Annotated in this window: 20 protein-coding genes; 10 read left to right on the forward strand and 10 right to left on the reverse strand. The window is 62.2% G+C overall.

Annotated features, from left to right (window positions below; translation table 11 throughout):
- Nucleotide 1: 1 nt before the first annotated feature.
- Complete coding sequence (locus tag AAFO92_RS10805; RefSeq protein ID WP_347534948.1) at nucleotides 2-1147, reverse strand: ABC transporter substrate-binding protein; 1146 nt, start codon at nucleotides 1145-1147, stop codon at nucleotides 2-4.
- Nucleotides 1148-1415: 268 nt separating this feature from the next.
- Between AAFO92_RS10805 and AAFO92_RS10810 the strand changes: the two genes are divergently transcribed.
- Genes AAFO92_RS10810 through AAFO92_RS10820 form a run of 3 tightly spaced genes read left to right on the forward strand, consistent with a single transcriptional unit; the run spans nucleotide 1416 to nucleotide 3704 of the window.
- Nucleotides 1416-1955: an SRPBCC family protein gene (locus AAFO92_RS10810; protein ID WP_347534898.1), complete on the forward strand. Its 540-nt coding sequence runs from the start codon at nucleotides 1416-1418 to the stop codon at nucleotides 1953-1955.
- Nucleotides 1942-2889 carry a beta-propeller fold lactonase family protein gene (locus tag AAFO92_RS10815; protein ID WP_347534900.1) on the forward strand — a complete coding sequence of 316 codons (948 nt, stop codon included), beginning with the start codon at nucleotides 1942-1944 and terminating at the stop codon, nucleotides 2887-2889. Before AAFO92_RS10810 ends, AAFO92_RS10815 begins: the two co-directional genes overlap by 14 nt.
- A 2-nt stretch (nucleotides 2890-2891) precedes the next feature.
- Nucleotides 2892-3704 carry a quinoprotein dehydrogenase-associated SoxYZ-like carrier gene (locus tag AAFO92_RS10820; RefSeq protein ID WP_347534902.1) on the forward strand — a complete coding sequence of 271 codons (813 nt, stop codon included), beginning with the start codon at nucleotides 2892-2894 and terminating at the stop codon, nucleotides 3702-3704.
- 64 nt (nucleotides 3705-3768) lie between these two features.
- Here the strand turns inward: AAFO92_RS10820 and AAFO92_RS10825 are convergent, their stop codons facing one another.
- On the reverse strand, nucleotides 3769-3972 hold the full coding sequence (locus tag AAFO92_RS10825) for a hypothetical protein (protein WP_347534904.1): 204 nt from the start codon (nucleotides 3970-3972) through the stop codon (nucleotides 3769-3771).
- 184 nt (nucleotides 3973-4156) lie between these two features.
- On the opposite strand from AAFO92_RS10825, the gene AAFO92_RS10830 reads away from it, so the two are divergent.
- The 7 genes from AAFO92_RS10830 (at nucleotide 4157) to pqqE (ending at nucleotide 9696) form a co-directional block, all read left to right on the forward strand.
- Nucleotides 4157-5743 carry a HAMP domain-containing sensor histidine kinase gene (locus tag AAFO92_RS10830; RefSeq protein ID WP_347534905.1) on the forward strand — a complete coding sequence of 529 codons (1587 nt, stop codon included), beginning with the start codon at nucleotides 4157-4159 and terminating at the stop codon, nucleotides 5741-5743.
- Between the two features lie 9 nt (nucleotides 5744-5752).
- Nucleotides 5753-6442: a response regulator transcription factor gene (locus tag AAFO92_RS10835; protein ID WP_347534907.1), complete on the forward strand. Its 690-nt coding sequence runs from the start codon at nucleotides 5753-5755 to the stop codon at nucleotides 6440-6442.
- A gap of 113 nt (nucleotides 6443-6555) precedes the next feature.
- Nucleotides 6556-6651, forward strand: coding sequence for a pyrroloquinoline quinone precursor peptide PqqA (gene pqqA / locus AAFO92_RS10840; protein WP_347534909.1), 96 nt, complete (start codon nucleotides 6556-6558; stop codon nucleotides 6649-6651).
- Nucleotides 6652-6672: 21 nt separating this feature from the next.
- The gene (gene pqqB, locus AAFO92_RS10845; protein ID WP_347534911.1) at nucleotides 6673-7569 is read left to right on the forward strand and encodes a pyrroloquinoline quinone biosynthesis protein PqqB; all 897 of its coding nucleotides are present in this window, start codon (nucleotides 6673-6675) and stop codon (nucleotides 7567-7569) included.
- On the forward strand, nucleotides 7566-8315 hold the full coding sequence (pqqC, locus tag AAFO92_RS10850) for a pyrroloquinoline-quinone synthase PqqC (RefSeq protein ID WP_347534913.1): 750 nt from the start codon (nucleotides 7566-7568) through the stop codon (nucleotides 8313-8315). Before pqqB ends, pqqC begins: the two co-directional genes overlap by 4 nt.
- A complete protein-coding gene (gene pqqD, locus AAFO92_RS10855) occupies nucleotides 8312-8590 on the forward strand; it encodes a pyrroloquinoline quinone biosynthesis peptide chaperone PqqD (RefSeq protein ID WP_347534915.1) in 279 nt (92 codons plus the stop codon). The genes pqqC and pqqD overlap by 4 nt, the downstream gene beginning before the upstream one ends.
- Complete coding sequence (gene pqqE, locus AAFO92_RS10860; RefSeq protein WP_347534917.1) at nucleotides 8587-9696, forward strand: pyrroloquinoline quinone biosynthesis protein PqqE; 1110 nt, start codon at nucleotides 8587-8589, stop codon at nucleotides 9694-9696. The genes pqqD and pqqE overlap by 4 nt, the downstream gene beginning before the upstream one ends.
- A 77-nt stretch (nucleotides 9697-9773) precedes the next feature.
- Here pqqE and AAFO92_RS10865 read toward each other — a convergent pair whose 3' ends face one another.
- The 8 genes from AAFO92_RS10865 to AAFO92_RS10900 all read right to left on the reverse strand — a co-directional run.
- On the reverse strand, nucleotides 9774-10214 hold the full coding sequence (locus AAFO92_RS10865) for a GFA family protein (protein ID WP_347534919.1): 441 nt from the start codon (nucleotides 10212-10214) through the stop codon (nucleotides 9774-9776).
- A 137-nt stretch (nucleotides 10215-10351) separates the two neighbouring features.
- Nucleotides 10352-10891: a PQQ-dependent catabolism-associated CXXCW motif protein gene (locus tag AAFO92_RS10870; RefSeq protein WP_347534921.1), complete on the reverse strand. Its 540-nt coding sequence runs from the start codon at nucleotides 10889-10891 to the stop codon at nucleotides 10352-10354.
- The gene (locus AAFO92_RS10875) at nucleotides 10888-11727 is read right to left on the reverse strand and encodes a substrate-binding domain-containing protein (RefSeq protein ID WP_347534923.1); all 840 of its coding nucleotides are present in this window, start codon (nucleotides 11725-11727) and stop codon (nucleotides 10888-10890) included. Before AAFO92_RS10875 ends, AAFO92_RS10870 begins: the two co-directional genes overlap by 4 nt.
- The gene (locus AAFO92_RS10880; RefSeq protein ID WP_347534925.1) at nucleotides 11711-12247 is read right to left on the reverse strand and encodes a c-type cytochrome, methanol metabolism-related; all 537 of its coding nucleotides are present in this window, start codon (nucleotides 12245-12247) and stop codon (nucleotides 11711-11713) included. The genes AAFO92_RS10875 and AAFO92_RS10880 overlap by 17 nt, the downstream gene beginning before the upstream one ends.
- A gap of 84 nt (nucleotides 12248-12331) precedes the next feature.
- Entirely contained in the window at nucleotides 12332-14134 is a 1803-nt protein-coding gene (locus AAFO92_RS10885) for a methanol/ethanol family PQQ-dependent dehydrogenase (RefSeq protein ID WP_347534927.1), read from the reverse strand.
- A gap of 146 nt (nucleotides 14135-14280) precedes the next feature.
- Entirely contained in the window at nucleotides 14281-14670 is a 390-nt protein-coding gene (locus AAFO92_RS10890; protein WP_347534928.1) for a cytochrome c family protein, read from the reverse strand.
- A 12-nt stretch (nucleotides 14671-14682) separates the two neighbouring features.
- Nucleotides 14683-15552 carry an S-formylglutathione hydrolase gene (gene fghA, locus AAFO92_RS10895; protein ID WP_347534950.1) on the reverse strand — a complete coding sequence of 290 codons (870 nt, stop codon included), beginning with the start codon at nucleotides 15550-15552 and terminating at the stop codon, nucleotides 14683-14685.
- On the reverse strand, nucleotides 15525-16136 hold a 612-nt coding region (locus tag AAFO92_RS10900; protein ID WP_347534930.1), incomplete at its 5' end, for a zinc-binding dehydrogenase. The genes AAFO92_RS10900 and fghA, both read right to left, overlap by 28 nt.

A 16136-nucleotide genomic window follows, 5' to 3' on the forward strand; every position in this document is an offset into this window, starting at 1 on the left:
GTCATTGGAATGCCTCGCAGGCGGATTCGGGCGCATCGAGGCCCAGGCTGTCCAGCGGCGAACGCTGGTGCAGGAACCCTTCCTGCGGCGACACGCTGGCGGTGATCCGCCCGTCATAAAGCAGCACCGGCGTGCGCAACTGCCCGTTCCAGTCGCGGAAGGTCACTTTCTGCCCCATGAAAGCCGCCAGTTCGAACGCATCGCTGAGGATATAGGCGCGCAAATCCTCCACCTTGTCCGATCCGGTGCGGGTCACGGCCTCGGACACCACGCGCAGCCCCAGCCACGCCTGGTAATCCTCGGGCCGGACGAACCGGCCGGTCAGCGCTTCGAACCGGCGCTGGAACTGGGTCGCGCCCCAGGCCTCGTGCGCGGGGTGCAGGCTGACCGGGCGCAGCCCGGCCGAGCCCAGAACCGGGCGCGGCGTCCACAGGTGGAAGGGCAGATAGGGCGCGAACACGTCCGAGGCATCGGCGGCGATCACCACGTCATGTTCTTTGGCATCCTGCGTGAAAACCGGGATCTGCCGTTGCACCAGAACATGGCCGGTATCGGTGCGCCGCGATCCGCCGGTATCCTCGAATTCACGTTCCTCGACAATCTCGGCACCAAACTTGGCGGCGGCGCGGCGATAGGCTTCGGCAAGCGCCTGGTCCTGCGGATTTGACCCGTGGATCAGAAACCAGCGCGGCCAGCGTTTCCACATCGCGAACTGTGCCACCGCATCGGATTGAATCGCGTGGCTGGGCGCTGTGTGAAGGAGGTTGCCCCGGCAATCCTCGTCGCGCAGTTTCGTATCGCGGGCCAGCGCATTCACGACAATCACGCCGGGCCCCGCCATATCGGCCAGCCGCAACAGATCGTCTGCCTCGGCCAGAACGACGATGATCGACACGCCGTCCGACAGCAGCTTGCCAAATGCCGCATCCGCCTGATCCGGCGGTACCGCCACATGCAGGGTTTCATAGGTGTGGCCCAGGAATTGCCCGGTGGTCGCATTATCTTCATCCGCCAGCCTGGCGCCGGCAAAACCCAGATCTTCGGGCACCGCGTCAAAGCGGGAAATCGGCGCAATCACCGGATAGTCAATCCGAAAGACTGCGCTGCGGATGTCAAGCGCGCGGGCTGCGCTTGCCGCGAGCCCCATCAGGCACAGGCTAAAAATTATGGCCGCAAGACCACGCAAGATATCCTCCCAATCCTCCGTTTGAACCGGAGTTCACGCGTCAGTCTGCCAGAGTGTTCCAGCGACCCAAACACATACTTTTGGCGCATTGCAGCTTTGACCACACGCGATACGATCATGTCATGCTGAAACCACTAGTCATAGTGCTGTTTGTCCCGACAGCCGGCGCCGCCGCCGCGCAGGCCCTGCTGGACCGCAAAAACAACTTCTTCAAGACATGAGGTTCCCGATGCGACATCTGAAACTCCTGCTTATCCTCCTGGGCATGGTCCTGCCCGCCCTTGCGCTGGCCCACGGGCCGACCCGGCAGAAAGTAACCCTGACAACCGAAGTGGCCGCACCGCCGGCCGATGTCTGGGCCGTAATCGGCAACTTCCAGGACATGAGCTGGCACCCGGCAGTTTTCGCCACCGCTGGCGAGGGCGGCAACGAGATTGACGCCACCCGCGTGCTGACCGTGGGTGCCGAAGGCGGGCCGACGATTTCCGAGATACTCTACAAGTACAGTGACGAGAAGATGAGCTATTCCTACCGGATCACCGACGTTCTGGTCGAGGTGCTGCCGGTCACCAACTATTCCTCGCACCTGACGGTCAAACCGCTGGATAGCGGCGGATCTTTGATCGAATGGCGGGGCGCCTTCTATCGCGGCTATCCCAACAACGATCCGCCCCCGGAACTGAATGACGAAGCCGCCATCGCAGCGGTGACGGGCATTTATCAAGCCGGACTAGAGGCGCTGACCGAGCGGTTCGGTGCGTCCAATTAGGCACGCGTATTCCTGGGTTCTCCCTGCCCTCGTCGCCACTTCGGTGGCGGCGGGGGACATTGCCTTCGTCACCAACCAGAACAGCGAGGAGGTCAGCGTGATCGACCTCGGCGCAGGCGCGGAACTTGCCCGCATCAAGGTTCCCGGCAAACCTGCCGGCGTCGCCGTCGATCCGGCGGGGTCTTTCTACACCGTGTCGCCCGACAGCGCGGTGGTGCGCAAATTCGATGCCGGTTCCCGGGCAGTGCTGGACGAGGTCTCGCTTGACGGCGGCCCGACCGGTATCGCGCTGGCAACCGATGCGGGCCTTGTGTTCGTCTCTGACTGGTACAACGCCCGGATCTGGGTGCTGGATGCCGCGACGCTGGATATAGCACAAGAACTGACCACCGGCGCGGCCCCTGCGGGGCTTGCCGTCTCGCCCGACGGGGCGCTGCTGGCCACGGCGGACCGCGATGCCGATCAGGTATCGGTCTTCGATATCACCACACTCGCCCTGCGCCACCGCCTGCCGGTCGGGGTCCGGCCCTTTGGCCTGGGTTTTGCGCCGGACGGGCGGCTTTTTGTCGGCAATGTCGGCTCGGATGATGTGACAGTGCTCGACGCCGCCGCTGGCGAAACGCTGGCGACCGTGCCCGTGGGCGCCCGCCCCTATGGCGTGGCCTTCGCGCAGGGGCGCGCCTTCGTCACCAATCAATACGCCGACAGCGTCAGCGTGATCGACCTTGCCACGCTAACCCCCGAGGCGGTGATCGACGTGGGTGAATATCCCGAAGGAATCGACATAACCGGTGACAGCCAGACCGTTGTCGTGGCAAACTGGTTCTCCAACACGGTCAGCCTGATTGATGCCCAAACGCTGGCAGTCACCAGCGAGATCGGCACCGGCGACGGCCCCCGCGCCTTTGGCACGTTCATCTTGCGAAGGAACTGACGATGATCCGCACGGCCTTTTCCCTGGCACTCTGCTTTGTGGTGCTGCCCGCGCTTGCGGACGAATCCACCTGGTCCGATCTGGCCGCGCAGCTTTATGACGAGCGGCCCCTGCACGATGGCAGCCCCTATATCGCCATCGACGCGCCCTATCGCACCTTTGACGATGCGCGCACCCAGATCGCCGCGCAGATCGAGGCGCCCGAGGGACGGCTTCTGGGCAATGTGCAGGTGATCCTCGATGAAAACCCGATGCCGGTCTCGGCGGTCTTCACCTTTGACACGCCCCAGCCGCGCTTCTTTTTCGATGTGACCATGCGCGTGAATGGCCCGACCCCGCTGCATGTGGTGGCCGAGACCACGGATGGGCAGATCTATGTCGCTGAAAGCTTCGTCAAGACATCGGGCCAGGGTGCCTGTGCCGCCCCGCCCGGCACCGACCCGGAGATAGCACTGGCGACCCTTGGCAACATGACGATCGGGATCGAGGGCAACCGGCAATCCGCCTCGGCCTCCGACAGGCTGGATGCGCTTCTGCTGGGCGACAAGCAGGTGGATGTCGACATCAGCCACCCCAGCCATTCGGGCATGCAGATGGATCAGATTTCACTGCTTTTCATCCCGATGCGCTACGTCGAAGATCTTGAGATCGACCTGGACGGCGGGGGCTACGTGGACATAACCGGCAGCATTTCTCTGTCGGAAAACCCGCGGATCAGCCTGTCGGTCCCCAGGAAAACGCATTCGGTGGATGTGACCATGACGGATACAGACGGAACGGTCACACATGCTCATAAGACGCTGGAAGCGCATTGACCGATTGAGGATACCCGCCGCGCCCCGGATCCTTGCAGGACCGGGAATTGCAGGCCGTCCTGCCTCAGGCGTCTTTCTGGAAATTTTGCAACGTGGCGCAGCGCCAGCTTTGAATCCGCCAGCGTGGATGGGTTTGAACCCATCTGGCCAGTTCCGGCTGAGCACCCATAACGCAAGCAAGGGGCGTGAGGTCCGTGTATAGCAAACTGCGCTCTTCGCAGTCGACGGGCGATGCGCTGAGGCAGGCAATAAAGACCAGTTCGATCATCGGCTTCTCGTGTCAATTACGACTTTTGTATTAATCCCCATCCTTAACACAAAGTGGTTAAAAATGCCCGACAGCTCTGATGCTGGTTGCTCCTTCTGATGCCGAAACGCTACAGTTTGAGGCGCCTCACAGCCCGTATCTGCTTTTCGGGCAGGCATTCCCCCGATCCCGCGAAAGGCATCAAATGTTTTCTGGGAAGGTCTCGCTGAAACTGAAACTCGGCCTCGGCGCCGTGCTTCTGGGGTGCGTGGCCCTTCTGGCCACAGGCATGACGGTCTATGGCAGCGACAGGCTTTCGGCGCGGATCGACGCCACCATCGCGGCCGAGCGACGGTTGGACAGATACGCGGTCTTGTCGACCCAGATATCCAGCTTCATCGTGGTCGCGGCCGAGGCGATCCAGTCGGGCCTGCCGCCGGAGGCCCGCGCCGACCGGCTGGAAAACCTGTCGCAGAACATCCGCGGCACGTTTTCCCGCATCCGCGCCGATCTTGAGACCGCCGTGGATCAGGCCCGCGACCTGGGGCTTAATGAGCAATCCCGCCGGGCCACGCAAAGCATCGGCATTGCCCGCATGGAGGCCACGTTTGAAACCACCCGGCAGGGGTTGATGTCCGACACAAACGATCGCGAAAAGCTGGTCGGTTTCATCGACACGTTTTCCGTGGGCTTCGATCCCCTGTTGAATTCGGTCATCACCGACGAGATCCGCGCCCGCGACCGGATCATCGCCGGCGTGGCGGATCTGCGCCGCAGCCTGACCTACACGGCCCTGGTAATTTCCCTGGCCACGCTGCTGCTGCTGGCCGCCTTCTACGCGGGCCTGATCCGGCCGCAGTTCCGTCGGCTTGATCTGTTGCACGAGGCGGCGGACCAGGTCGGGCGCGAGGATTTCACCATCGCTCTGCCGGAGGACCAGTCCGATGAAATCGGTCGTCTGTTCAAACGCACCAACCACATGGCCCAGGCCCTGGCCCACCGCAAGGAACAGGTGGACCTGGAATGGGCACGGCTGAACGAGACGATCGCGGAACGCACCGAGGAGCTGCGGAAAGCCAACGACGCTCTGGCCAAGACAGACGAAGACCGCCGCCGGTTCTTTGCCGATATCAGTCATGAATTGCGCACGCCGCTGACGGTGATCCTGATGGAGGCGCAACTGGGCCTCAAGGGCACACCGGAACCGGACGCCGCCTTTGAGATCATTCAGAACCGCGCCCTGCGGCTTAACCGGCGGATTGATGACCTTCTGCGGATCGCCCGCTCGGAAACCGGCCAGCTAGAGCTTGACACAGCGCCTTTCGATCTGGCCGAGGTGATGCAGGAGGCGGTGGACGACACCCGGGCCGAACTGTCGAACGCAGGAATCGAGGTGGATCTTCCGCGCGCGCCGCCGCTGCCGGTGATGGGCGATCGCAACTGGATCCGGCAGGTGCTGACCGGCTTGATCCAGAACACCATTCGCCATGCCCGTTCGGGTGGCGTGCTGGCGCTCTCATGTGCGGCATCCGGAAAAATGGGCTGCGTTTCGGTCGCCGACCGCGGCCCGGGGATCGACCCTGCCGATCAGGCATCGATTTTCGAACGGTTCCGGCAAGGCCAGGGACCATCGAAATCCGAGGGCTTCGGCATCGGCTTGGCGCTGGCCAAATGGGTGGTGGAACAGCAGGGCGGCACGATCGGTATCGAAAGCCCCCTGGTCGACGGGGCGCCCGCGGGCGGGACAACCGGTACCAAAGTCACGCTTTGCATCCCCCGCGCGGCGGACTAACTTTGCCTCATGAGCAACGATGCGCCTCGTATCCTGATCGTTGATGACGACCCCGAGATCACGTCGGCACTGGCGCGGGGTCTGGAGTTGCACGGGTACGAAACCCTGAGCGAAAACCGCGCCTCGGAAGCCTTTGAGCGTTTCCGACAGGGCGCGTTCAGCGCCGCCATCGTCGATGTGATGATCGGCACCGACAGCGGCATCGACCTGGTGCGCAGCGTGCGCCAGTCCGGCAATGCCACGCCGATACTGATGCTCAGTGCGCTGTCCGAGGTCGAGGACCGTACCCGCGGGATCGAGGCCGGCGCGGATGATTACATCGTCAAGCCGTTTTCCTTTGACGAACTGGTGGCGCGGCTCAAGGTGCAGGAACGACGGACCCGCCCGCCTGCCCGGCCCCTGACACGTCTCGACACCGCGACCTGGACGGTCTCGACCGCCACGCGGAAAGTGGCGCTGACCGAGCGGGAATTCGCGTTGCTCTACCAGTTGGCGCGCAGCCCCGGCGAGGTCTTTTCGCGCGCCGAACTGTTCGACAGGCTCTGGGCCGGCGAGGGCGCCAGCTCGGAAAACGTGGTTGATGTCTATGTCGGATATCTGCGCCGCAAGCTTGATCCGGCCGGTGATTTTGGATTCGAGATAAAAACACTCAGGAATCGCGGTTTCACGCTGGATGGGGTCGCGCCGGAAACGTCATAATACCTTGATAAAAATGGGCTTTTATTTTTTCTTAGAACATAAGTTTTGACCTGAAACGCGCAGAGGCGGATACTGTCGATGTCAAATACACTGAACTCTGGAGGAGAGCACAGATGGCTTGGAGCAAACCGACCCTCCGCGAAATCGAATGCGGAATGGAAATCAACATGTACGGACCTGACGGCGACGACGACGGCGTCCTGTTCTAAAATCCGTCGCGCGGGGGCCTGATGGGATTCCGCGCGCATATCCTTGGGGCTGCGGCCGGTGGTGGCCTGCCCCAGTGGAACTGCGGTTGCAAAAACTGCAACCTTGCCCGTTCGGGCGACATACCCTCACAGACACAATCGTCGCTCGCCGTATCCGCGAATGGATCGGATTGGGCCATTCTGAACGCCTCGCCCGACATCCGCCAGCAACTGGCCGGGACCCCTGCCCTGCATCCCACGGGCCTGCGCGAAATGCCGTTGCGCTCGGTCCTGCTGACCAATGGCGACATCGACCATGTGGCTGGCCTGCTGACCCTGCGCGAGATGCAGCCGTTCACCCTATACGCCACCGCAGGAATTCACGAGGTGCTGGAACAGAACCCGATCTTCGCCGCGCTCAACGCCTCGGTCGTGGCGCGCAGGACCGTCACGCTGGATCAGCCGACCGAGATTGCCCAGGGCCTCTTGGCTACGCTTTTTCCTGTGCCCGGCAAGGTGCCTCTCTATCTTGAGGGCGACGTTGTCGAGACCGAGCTGTTGGGCGAACAGACCGTGGGCGTGCACCTGCGTGCCGGGGATCAGGATGCCTATTACATCCCCGGCTGCGCCACGCTGAACGACGATCTGCGCACCCGTCTGCAGGGCGCGGCACTGGTTTTCTTTGACGGCACGCTCTGGCAGGATGACGAGATGGTGCGCGCGGGCCTGGGCCAGAAGACAGGCAAGCGCATGGGCCATATGTCGATGTCGGGCAAGGACGGCTCGATCGCGGCGTTTGCCGATCTGGATATCGGCAAGAAGGTCTTTGTGCATATGAACAACACCAACCCCGTCCTGCGCCCCGACGCGCCCGAACGTGCCCGGGCCGAGGCTGCCGGGTGGATCATTGGCCAGGATGGAATGGAGGTTACCCCATGACCCAGTCACATGCCGAGTTCGAAGCCCGTCTGCGCCGGATCGGTGCCGAGCGTTACCACGACAAACACCCGTTTCACGACCTGCTGCATGGCGGCAAATGCACCCCCGATCAGGTCCGCGCCTGGGTGATCAACCGCTATTACTACCAGCACTCGATCCCGATGAAGGACGCGGCATTCATGTCGCGTGTCGAAAATTCCGAACTGCGCCGCATCTGGCGCTCGCGGATCGAGGATCACGATGGCACCGCCGAGAACGAAGGCGGAATCCGCCGCTGGCTCAGGCTGGCCGAGGCGGTGGGGCTTGACCCCGATTATGTCGCGTCGACCCGCGGCGTGCTGCCCGCCACGAAATTCGCCGTCGATGCCTATGTGCGCTATGTCCGCGACAAGACACTGCTTCAGGCTGTCGCCGCCTCGCTGACCGAACTTTTCGCGCCGCAGATCCACAAGGACCGGATCGCCGGGCTTTTGAAGAATTACGATTTCGCCGATGACAGCAGCCTCAGCTATTTCCGCAACCGACTGAAAGAGGCGCCCAAGGATGTGGCCTTTGGCCTGCAATGGGTGCTCGATCATGCAGATACGCAGGAAAAACAGGATGCCGCCGCCAACGCGCTCATCTTCAAGACCGACGTGCTCTGGGCGCAGCTCGATGCGCTCTATTCGGCCTATGTCGACCCCGCCCGCATTCCACCGGGCGCCTGGGTGCCGGGCGATGGCATGGCGCTGGCGCAGGCATCATGATCGCCCCCGCCGATATCCCCTACCTGCCCCGCGGCGTGCGCCTGCATTTTGACAAGGTGCGCGACAACTGGATGCTGCTCGCGCCTGAACGGGCGATCCGGCTTGATCCGATCGGCCACGCGATCCTCTCCGCGATTGACGGGGAAAAGTCGTTCCAGGCCATTACCCAGACGCTTTCGCAGACCTACAACGCCCCGGCCGAGGAAATCGAAAAGGATTCCGCCGGTTTTCTGAACGCCCTGAAAGATCGCCGCTTTCTGGAGGTCCGTAGATGACAGCCCACCCCCCCATCGCCATGCTGGCCGAGCTGACACATCGCTGCCCGCTCTCTTGCCCCTATTGTTCGAACCCGGTCGAACTGGCCCTGCAGGACCGCGAGTTGGACACCGGTCAGTGGGCCGGGGTGTTCCGGCAGGCGGCGGAACTGGGAGTGTTGCAGCTGCACCTGTCGGGTGGCGAACCGGCCAGCCGCCGCGACCTGACTGATCTGGTCATGGCGGCGCGCGACGCGGGGCTCTACACCAACCTCATCACCTCCGGGATCGGGCTGACCGAAAAGCGGCTCAAGGCGCTGGATGAGGCCGGGCTTGACCATGTCCAGCTTTCCCTTCAGGGCACCGACGCGGACATGGCCGACCGGATCGGCGGCTATCGTGGCGGGTTCGACCGCAAGATGCAGGTCGCCCGCTGGATCGGCGAGATCGGCTTTCCCCTGACCCTCAATGCGGTCCTGCATCGCCGCAACCTGCACCAGTTGCCGCGCGCGCTGGAAATGGCGGTGGAAATGGGCGCCAGGCGGATCGAGGTCGCCACCGTGCAATTCCACGGCTGGGCGCTGATGAATCGCGATGCGCTGATGCCGACGCAGGAACAGGCGCGCGAGGCCGACGCCATCGTCAAGGATGCGCGAACCCGGCTGAAGGGCACGCTGGTGGTCGACTATGTGCCCGCCGACTACCATTCCGATTTCCCCAAGCGCTGCATGGGCGGCTGGGGCACCACGGGCCTCAATGTCTCGCCCGATGGGCTGGTGCTGCCGTGCCACGCGGCGCAGACCATTCCGCATCTGGAGTTCGACAATGTGCGTGACCGGCCGCTCAGGGATATCTGGTACGAAGGGGATGCCTTCAACGCCTATCGCGGCACCGAGTGGATGCAGGAACCGTGCCGGACCTGCGAGCACAAGTTGAAGGATTTCGGCGGATGCCGCTGTCAGGCAATGGCGATCGTGGGCGATGCCGCGGCCACTGACCCCGTGTGCATAAAATCCCCCCACCACGGCACCCTTCAAGCCAAGGCGGAGGCGTTTTCCCATAACGATACGGCTGGGATGATCCACCGTAGCGCACCGGGCAAAGCGGTTGCCGAACCCGCGGACTGAGAACGCAGCCCCTTGCTGATTTCCGGCGCAGCGGAGTTTCCGGCCCCCGACGCGTTGCTTTCAGGGGCCGGGCTTCCTCAGGACGATGGCGGCCAGGTGAAATCCGGGCGAAGGCCTTCGTAGACGGGGCGCCCGTCGTCGGGCTTGGCGTATCCTTTGCTGTCATCATAAAATGCGTGATAGGTGGCGTCCGGGAAGGCGCCGGTATCGTAGCCCATGACATTGGGCACGGCGACGCGGATGCGGCCCTGCTTGTCATCCAGCATCAGCGCGGCGCCGCAATCGGCGCAGGTGCACAGCTCTAGCGGGCCATCGGGATTGTCGGCATTGAAGGGCTGGCGGTTCATTTTTTCCTCGTGATCGCCCTTCAGCTCTCCGTGGTTGAAAAACGCAACATGGGTGGTCTGTTGTCCGGTGACGGATTTGCAGACATTACAATGGCATACATGGTTATCAATCGGTTCGGCGCTCGCCACTATCTTTACGTGGTCGCAGCCGCCTTTATACGGGCTGGACATGGTATTCTCCTCCTTGTTGTGTGTTTAGGGCAGCCGAGGGCGCCCGCGCCAATTGGACGGCAGCGTACCGCGAAAAGCAATACAGCCATAGGAATCGGGTCTTGCCCATGTCTCGGGCTAGGTCACTGCGCCGGGCGTCAGGGTTCCGGCTCGGCCTCGATGATATCGGTAGGATAGTCGAAAAAGGCCCAGCCATCGGTGCCCTCAGGCATCCAGTAGACCTGGCTATAGCCGTATTCCAGCGCGCGTTTGGCGGCGTTCCAGGACATCCAGCATTCTTCCAGACAAAACAGCAGGATCGGATGATCGGGATTTCCGCCGGTGGCCTTTTCCAGGCCGCGGCGGAAGTAATCATGGGTGATCTCGGCCAGCGCGCCGTAGCCGACATTGGGCAACCAGATGGAGCCGGGAATGGAATGGCGCGGTTTTTCGCGCCAGATCGTGCCCTCGGGCAGGTTCTTGGGCTTGGGCGGGCGCGGCAGAACGTCGATGAAGGCCACCGCGCCCGACTGCCACAGCTCATACGCCTCTTCGGGGCCCACGACTGTGCCGCCCGCCAGCGTTTCCGGCACCGGGCCGCGATAGTGATCCATGCGGTAATCTTCGGGTTCGGGTTCCTGCGCCAAGGTCCCCAGCGGCAACAGGCTGACCGCCAGAATTGCCGCAAGCCGTCTCACTTCGCGGCCTCCAGCAACTGCGTGCCCATATCATCCAGCAGAGGTACGCCCGCTTCACTCAGGATTTCGTTGATTTCGGCCTGGTTCCGGCGGATCAGCGAATTCAGCTTGCGCTGCCAAACTTTCTCGCCCTGCCGAACACCCATCGTGATACGGAAGAACAGGCGTGGCGGCAGGGTTTCCTTGGTCAGAGGCGTGACCGTCAGTCCGGGGTAGTCTTTCTTGACCAGCGGCCCGGCCAGCGGCCCCCAGATGACAGCCGCACCGGTGGTTCCCGCAGCCAGGTCATCAAGCATGTCGATCACGGGGGATTCGTAGCGCCGGTCCACAACCAGGTTATAGGCCTTGGCGTCGCCCAGAAGCCCGTTGCGCGCCATGTGGGTCGCGGGCGGACTTCCGGCGATGATACCGATCTTCACCCCCTTCAGCGCGGGGTCGGACAGGGTATCGACCGTGCTCAGCGGCCCATCGGCGGGCACGACCAGCGTATAGGCCGAGGTGAAGTAATGGTTGGTGTTCAGGACCAGTTCATGCCCTTGCGCATACCCCATCACCACATCGCATTTGTTGGCCCTCAGCGTGTTGCGGATGAACCCGGTGGCCATCGGATACCAGGTATAGGCGACGGGAATCTCCAGCTTGGCGGCAATGAATTCGGCCAGTTTGTTCTCGTAGCCCTGTTCCTTATCATCGGCCATCGGGAAATTTGCCGGATCGGCGCAGACCCGCAACGCGTTATGTGAAACAAGATCGGATGTCTGCGCCGCACCCGGACCCGCCGGCATTAGCAGGGCCGCGAAGACCGCCGCGCAGAAGGGCTTAACCCATGCAGGCATCTTCCGCCTCTCGGATCAGGTCCGATTTCTTCTCTTTCTTGGCGGGCCGCCCGCGCGGAACCGCCTCCATGCCGCGCGCGCTCAGATAGACGTAGATGTCGTCGAGGTAGCACATGACATTCCGGTTCTCGCCGAAATGCGGCATGACCGAATTGCCGTTCTGGCGGCCATTCACGACCACGTCAAAGAAATCGTAATAGCCCATGTGAATCGCGGAATTCTTGATCTTGGGCGCATAGGTCGAGCCTTCGCCATCGGGGCCGTGGCAGACATGGCATTCGGCATGATAGCGGCGGAATCCGTTGAAGGTCAGCCAGTCGACAGTGCCGTCCTCGGCGATGTTGTAGGTCGGGATGTCCTCTTCGGAGTAATAGCGTCCGTCTTCTTCGTAGGAGACGGCGACCTGTTCTTCGAATTGTGCAGGATCCACGGCCTGATCGTCCCAGTTCGAAGCAACTGCGGCGAGTGGCAGCGCGGTGAGCGCCAGAGCGATAGTAATGTCGGATGCGGGGCGCCTCATCTGTGCGAACCTCCCTGGTGTTGTTATGATTTGGGGCCGGCACCCCGGATCGGAGCGCCGGCCCGCGTGCTTATGCTGGTGACCTTAGTCAGGCAGCGCAAACACGGTCAGTTGACCGCCAAGCGCGGTATAGTCGCTGAGGGCTGCATAGCCGCCCACCGCGCCCAGACCGTCGTTCGGGTTGGTCAGTCCGGCCGCAAGGCCGATCCCGGCCCAGCCGCCAACACCGGACAGGATGCCGACATACTGTTTGCCGCCATGACTGTAAGTCATCACGTTGCCGATGATACCCGAAGGCGTCTTGAACTTGTAAAGTTCTTCGCCCGACTCCGCGCTGACGGCCTTCAGGTAGCCTTCAAGCGTACCGTAGAAGACGACATCACCCGCGGTTGCCAGAGCACCCGACCATACAGAGAACTGCTCGGGGAGGGACCATTTGATCTCACCCGCGACGTTGTCCCAGGCGATGAAGTTACCCATGCCGCCATGGCTGTCCGGTGCCGGATACATCGCCAGCGTTGCACCCACATAGGGCTGACCGGCGGTATAGCTGACACGGAACGGTTCGTAATCCATGCAGACGTGGTTCGTCGGCACGTAGAACAGCTCGGTTTTCGGCGAATACGCCGCCGGCTGCTGGTCTTTTGTGCCTAGCGCTGCCGGGCAGATATTGGTCGAGTTCACGTCTTCGCCATTCTGCTCGGTCGAATATTGCGCCACCACGGCCGGACGACCATAGGTTTCCGAGCCAGGATCCATGTCGACACCGGTGGTCCAGTTCACCGCCGGGTCGAATTTCTCGGCAACCAGAAGCTCACCCGAGACCCGGTCCATCGTGTAGGCCAGACCGTTCCGGTCGAAATGGGTCAGTAGCTTGCGGGTTTCCCCATCCACTTCCTGCTCCGTCAGGATCATCTCGTTGATGCCGTCGTAATCCCACTCGTCATGCGGCGTCATCTGGTAGAACCACTTAGCCATGCCGGTATCGACATCGCGGGCCATGATGGTCATCGACCAGCGGTTGTCGCCCGGGCGCTGTGCCGGGTTCCATGTCGACGGGTTGCCGGTTCCGTAATAGAACAGGTTCTCTTCCTCGTCATAGGAATACCAGCCCCAAGTGGTGCCGCCGCCGATCATCCACTGATCGCCTTCCCACGTATTGGTGCCCGAATCCGCACCCACCGGCTCACCCAGATGTGTGGTCGCTTCGGGATCGGCAAGGATATCGCTGTCTGGACCCATCGAGTAGGCGCGCCAGACCTGCTCGCCCGAATTGATGTCATAGGCCGTCACTGACCCGCGCACACCGAATTCGCCGCCCGAGATACCGACGATCACCTTGTCCTTGACCGGCAGCACCGTCGCGGTATTGGTTTCACCGATCGACGGATCACCGTTCACCGCGCTCCATTCCACCGCACCGGTCTCGGCATTGAGCGCCACAACCGTGGTATCCGCCTGATGCAGGAAGATCTTGCCATCGGCATAGGCCACACCGCGGTTCACGGTGTCACAGCACATCACCGGGATCACGTCCGGATCCTGCTTGGGCTCGTATTTCCACTTGATCTTGCCGTCATTGGCCAGATCGAGCGCATAGACGATATTGGGGAAGGGTGTATGCAGATACATCGTATCGCCGACCACAAGCGGCGACCCTTCATGCCCGCGCAGCACACCGGTCGAGAACGTCCAGGAGACCTGCAGGTCACCGACATTGTCCGCGTTGATCTGGTCAAGCTGCGAATAGCGCTGGTTCTTGTAATCACCGGTCTGGATTGCCCATTGATCCGGGTTACTGATTTCCGCCATCAGCCCATCGTTGGCGCTGGCCCAGCCGGCCGCACCGATCGCTATGGCAGAACTAAAAGCAAGTAGCTTTTTCATGTTCAACTCCCTTGTTGTCGTTTTACCCGCCCGTCATGCCCGGTCGGATGACCGAAGCGTGCCGTGTCAGGTCTGAATGTGATCCGGCTTTGTTTGTTCTTTTCCCGGATCCGTCGTGCAAATGCGTGTCTGATAGTCCTCCCTTCTCAATTGAATGTCGCCAGGTAGGCGATGATGTCCGCTCGGTCCTGTTCCTTGCGCAATCCGGCAAACGACATCTTGGTGCCGTCTACAACGTCCTTTGGTTTCTCCAGGAACGCGGCCAACTGATCGACCGTCCAGACCAGGCCATCGGCCGCGGCCTGCTCGAACGCAGGTGAATAGGCGAAATCGGCTTCGCTGGCCGCCGCGCGGCCAACGATCCCGTTCAGTATCGGGCCGACCTTGTTCTTCGCATCCTCGCCCACTGCGTGGCAGGCCTTGCACTTGCGGAACACCTTTTCGCCCTTGGCTGCATCGCCCGTGATCTCTTCCGCCATCGCGGAAGAAGCCAGAAGGGCAAGAATGCCGGCAGCGCCAAGTTGTGTCAGAGTCATGTCGGGCCTTTCTCAGTTATCGTTGCGCCACAATCTTTCAGAGTGCCATTCGATATGGTCGCTCGCGAAAGTTGCAACAAAATAGTAGCTGTGGTCATACCCTGATTGCATCCGCACCAATCCGGGTTGGCGTCTTTTTGCCATGGCCGACGCCAGGGATTCGGGTTTCAGCAGGTCGAGAAACTGATCTTTCGACCCCTGATCGACCAGGATGTCGCCTTTCCACCCGTATTCTTCCAGCAGAATTGTCGCATCATAACAAACCCAGGTGGATTCATCGTCGCCCAGATAAGCGCTCAGCTGTTTGCGGCCCCAGTCCGATTGGGTCGGGTTGGCGATCGGCGCAAAGGCCGAGACCGAGCAGAACAGGTCGGGGTTGCGCAGCGCGATGGTCAGTGCGCCGTGCCCGCCCATGGAATGCCCGGTGATCCCGTGCTTGTCGGTCACGGGAAAATTCTCGCTGATCGTCGCACGCAGCTCTGACACCACGTAGTCATACATGCGGTAGTTGGGTCGCCACGGATCGCGGGTGGCATTGAGGTAGAACCCCGCGCCCTGCCCCAGATCATAGGCCTGGTCATCCGCCACCCCCTCGCCCCGGGGCGAGGTATCGGGAAAGATCAGCGCCAATCCATGCTGGGCGGCATGTTCCTGAAATCCGCCCTTGGTCATGGCATTCTCATGGGTGCATGTCAGACCGCTGAGATACCAAAGCACCGGGACCGGGCCTTCGTCGGCCTGCGGCGGCAGGTAGACGGCAAAAGTCATGTCGGCGCTGCAGCTATCGGAATGGTGCGAATAGACAGCCTGCACGCCTCCGAAGCAGCGGTTTTCAGATATGACCTCAAGCGCGTTCAATACACCACGACGCTCCTGATGGATTCGCCCTTGTACATCATCTCGAAGCCCTTGTTGATCTCCTCGAGCTTGAGGAGATGGGTGATCATCGGGTCGATCTCGATCTTGCCGTCCATGTACCAGTCGACGATCTGCGGCACGTCCGTCCGGCCCCGGGCGCCGCCGAATGCCGTGCCGCGCCAGACCCGGCCGGTGACCAGCTGGAAGGGCCGCGTCGAGATCTCGGCCCCCGCCGGCGCCACGCCGATGATCACGCTTTCGCCCCAGCCCTTGTGCGCCGCCTCCAGCGCCGTGCGCATCACGCCCACATTGCCGGTGGCATCAAACGTGTAATCCGCGCCGCCGCCGGTGACTTCCACCAGGTGGCCCACCAGGTCGCCCTCGACCTCGGACGGGTTCACGAAATCGGTCATGCCGAACCGGGTCGCCATCTCGACCTTGCCGGGGTTCAGGTCGACGCCCACGATCTGGTCCGCCCCCGCCAGCCGCAGCCCCTGGATCACGTTGAGGCCAATGCCGCCCAGGCCGAAGACAATCGCCCGGCTGCCGATCTCGACCTTGGCCGTGTTGATCACGGCACCGATCCCGGTGGTCACGCCGCAGCCGAT

The sequence above is a fragment of the Roseovarius sp. CAU 1744 genome, assembly GCF_039839345.1.
Lineage (GTDB): Bacteria > Pseudomonadota > Alphaproteobacteria > Rhodobacterales > Rhodobacteraceae > Roseovarius.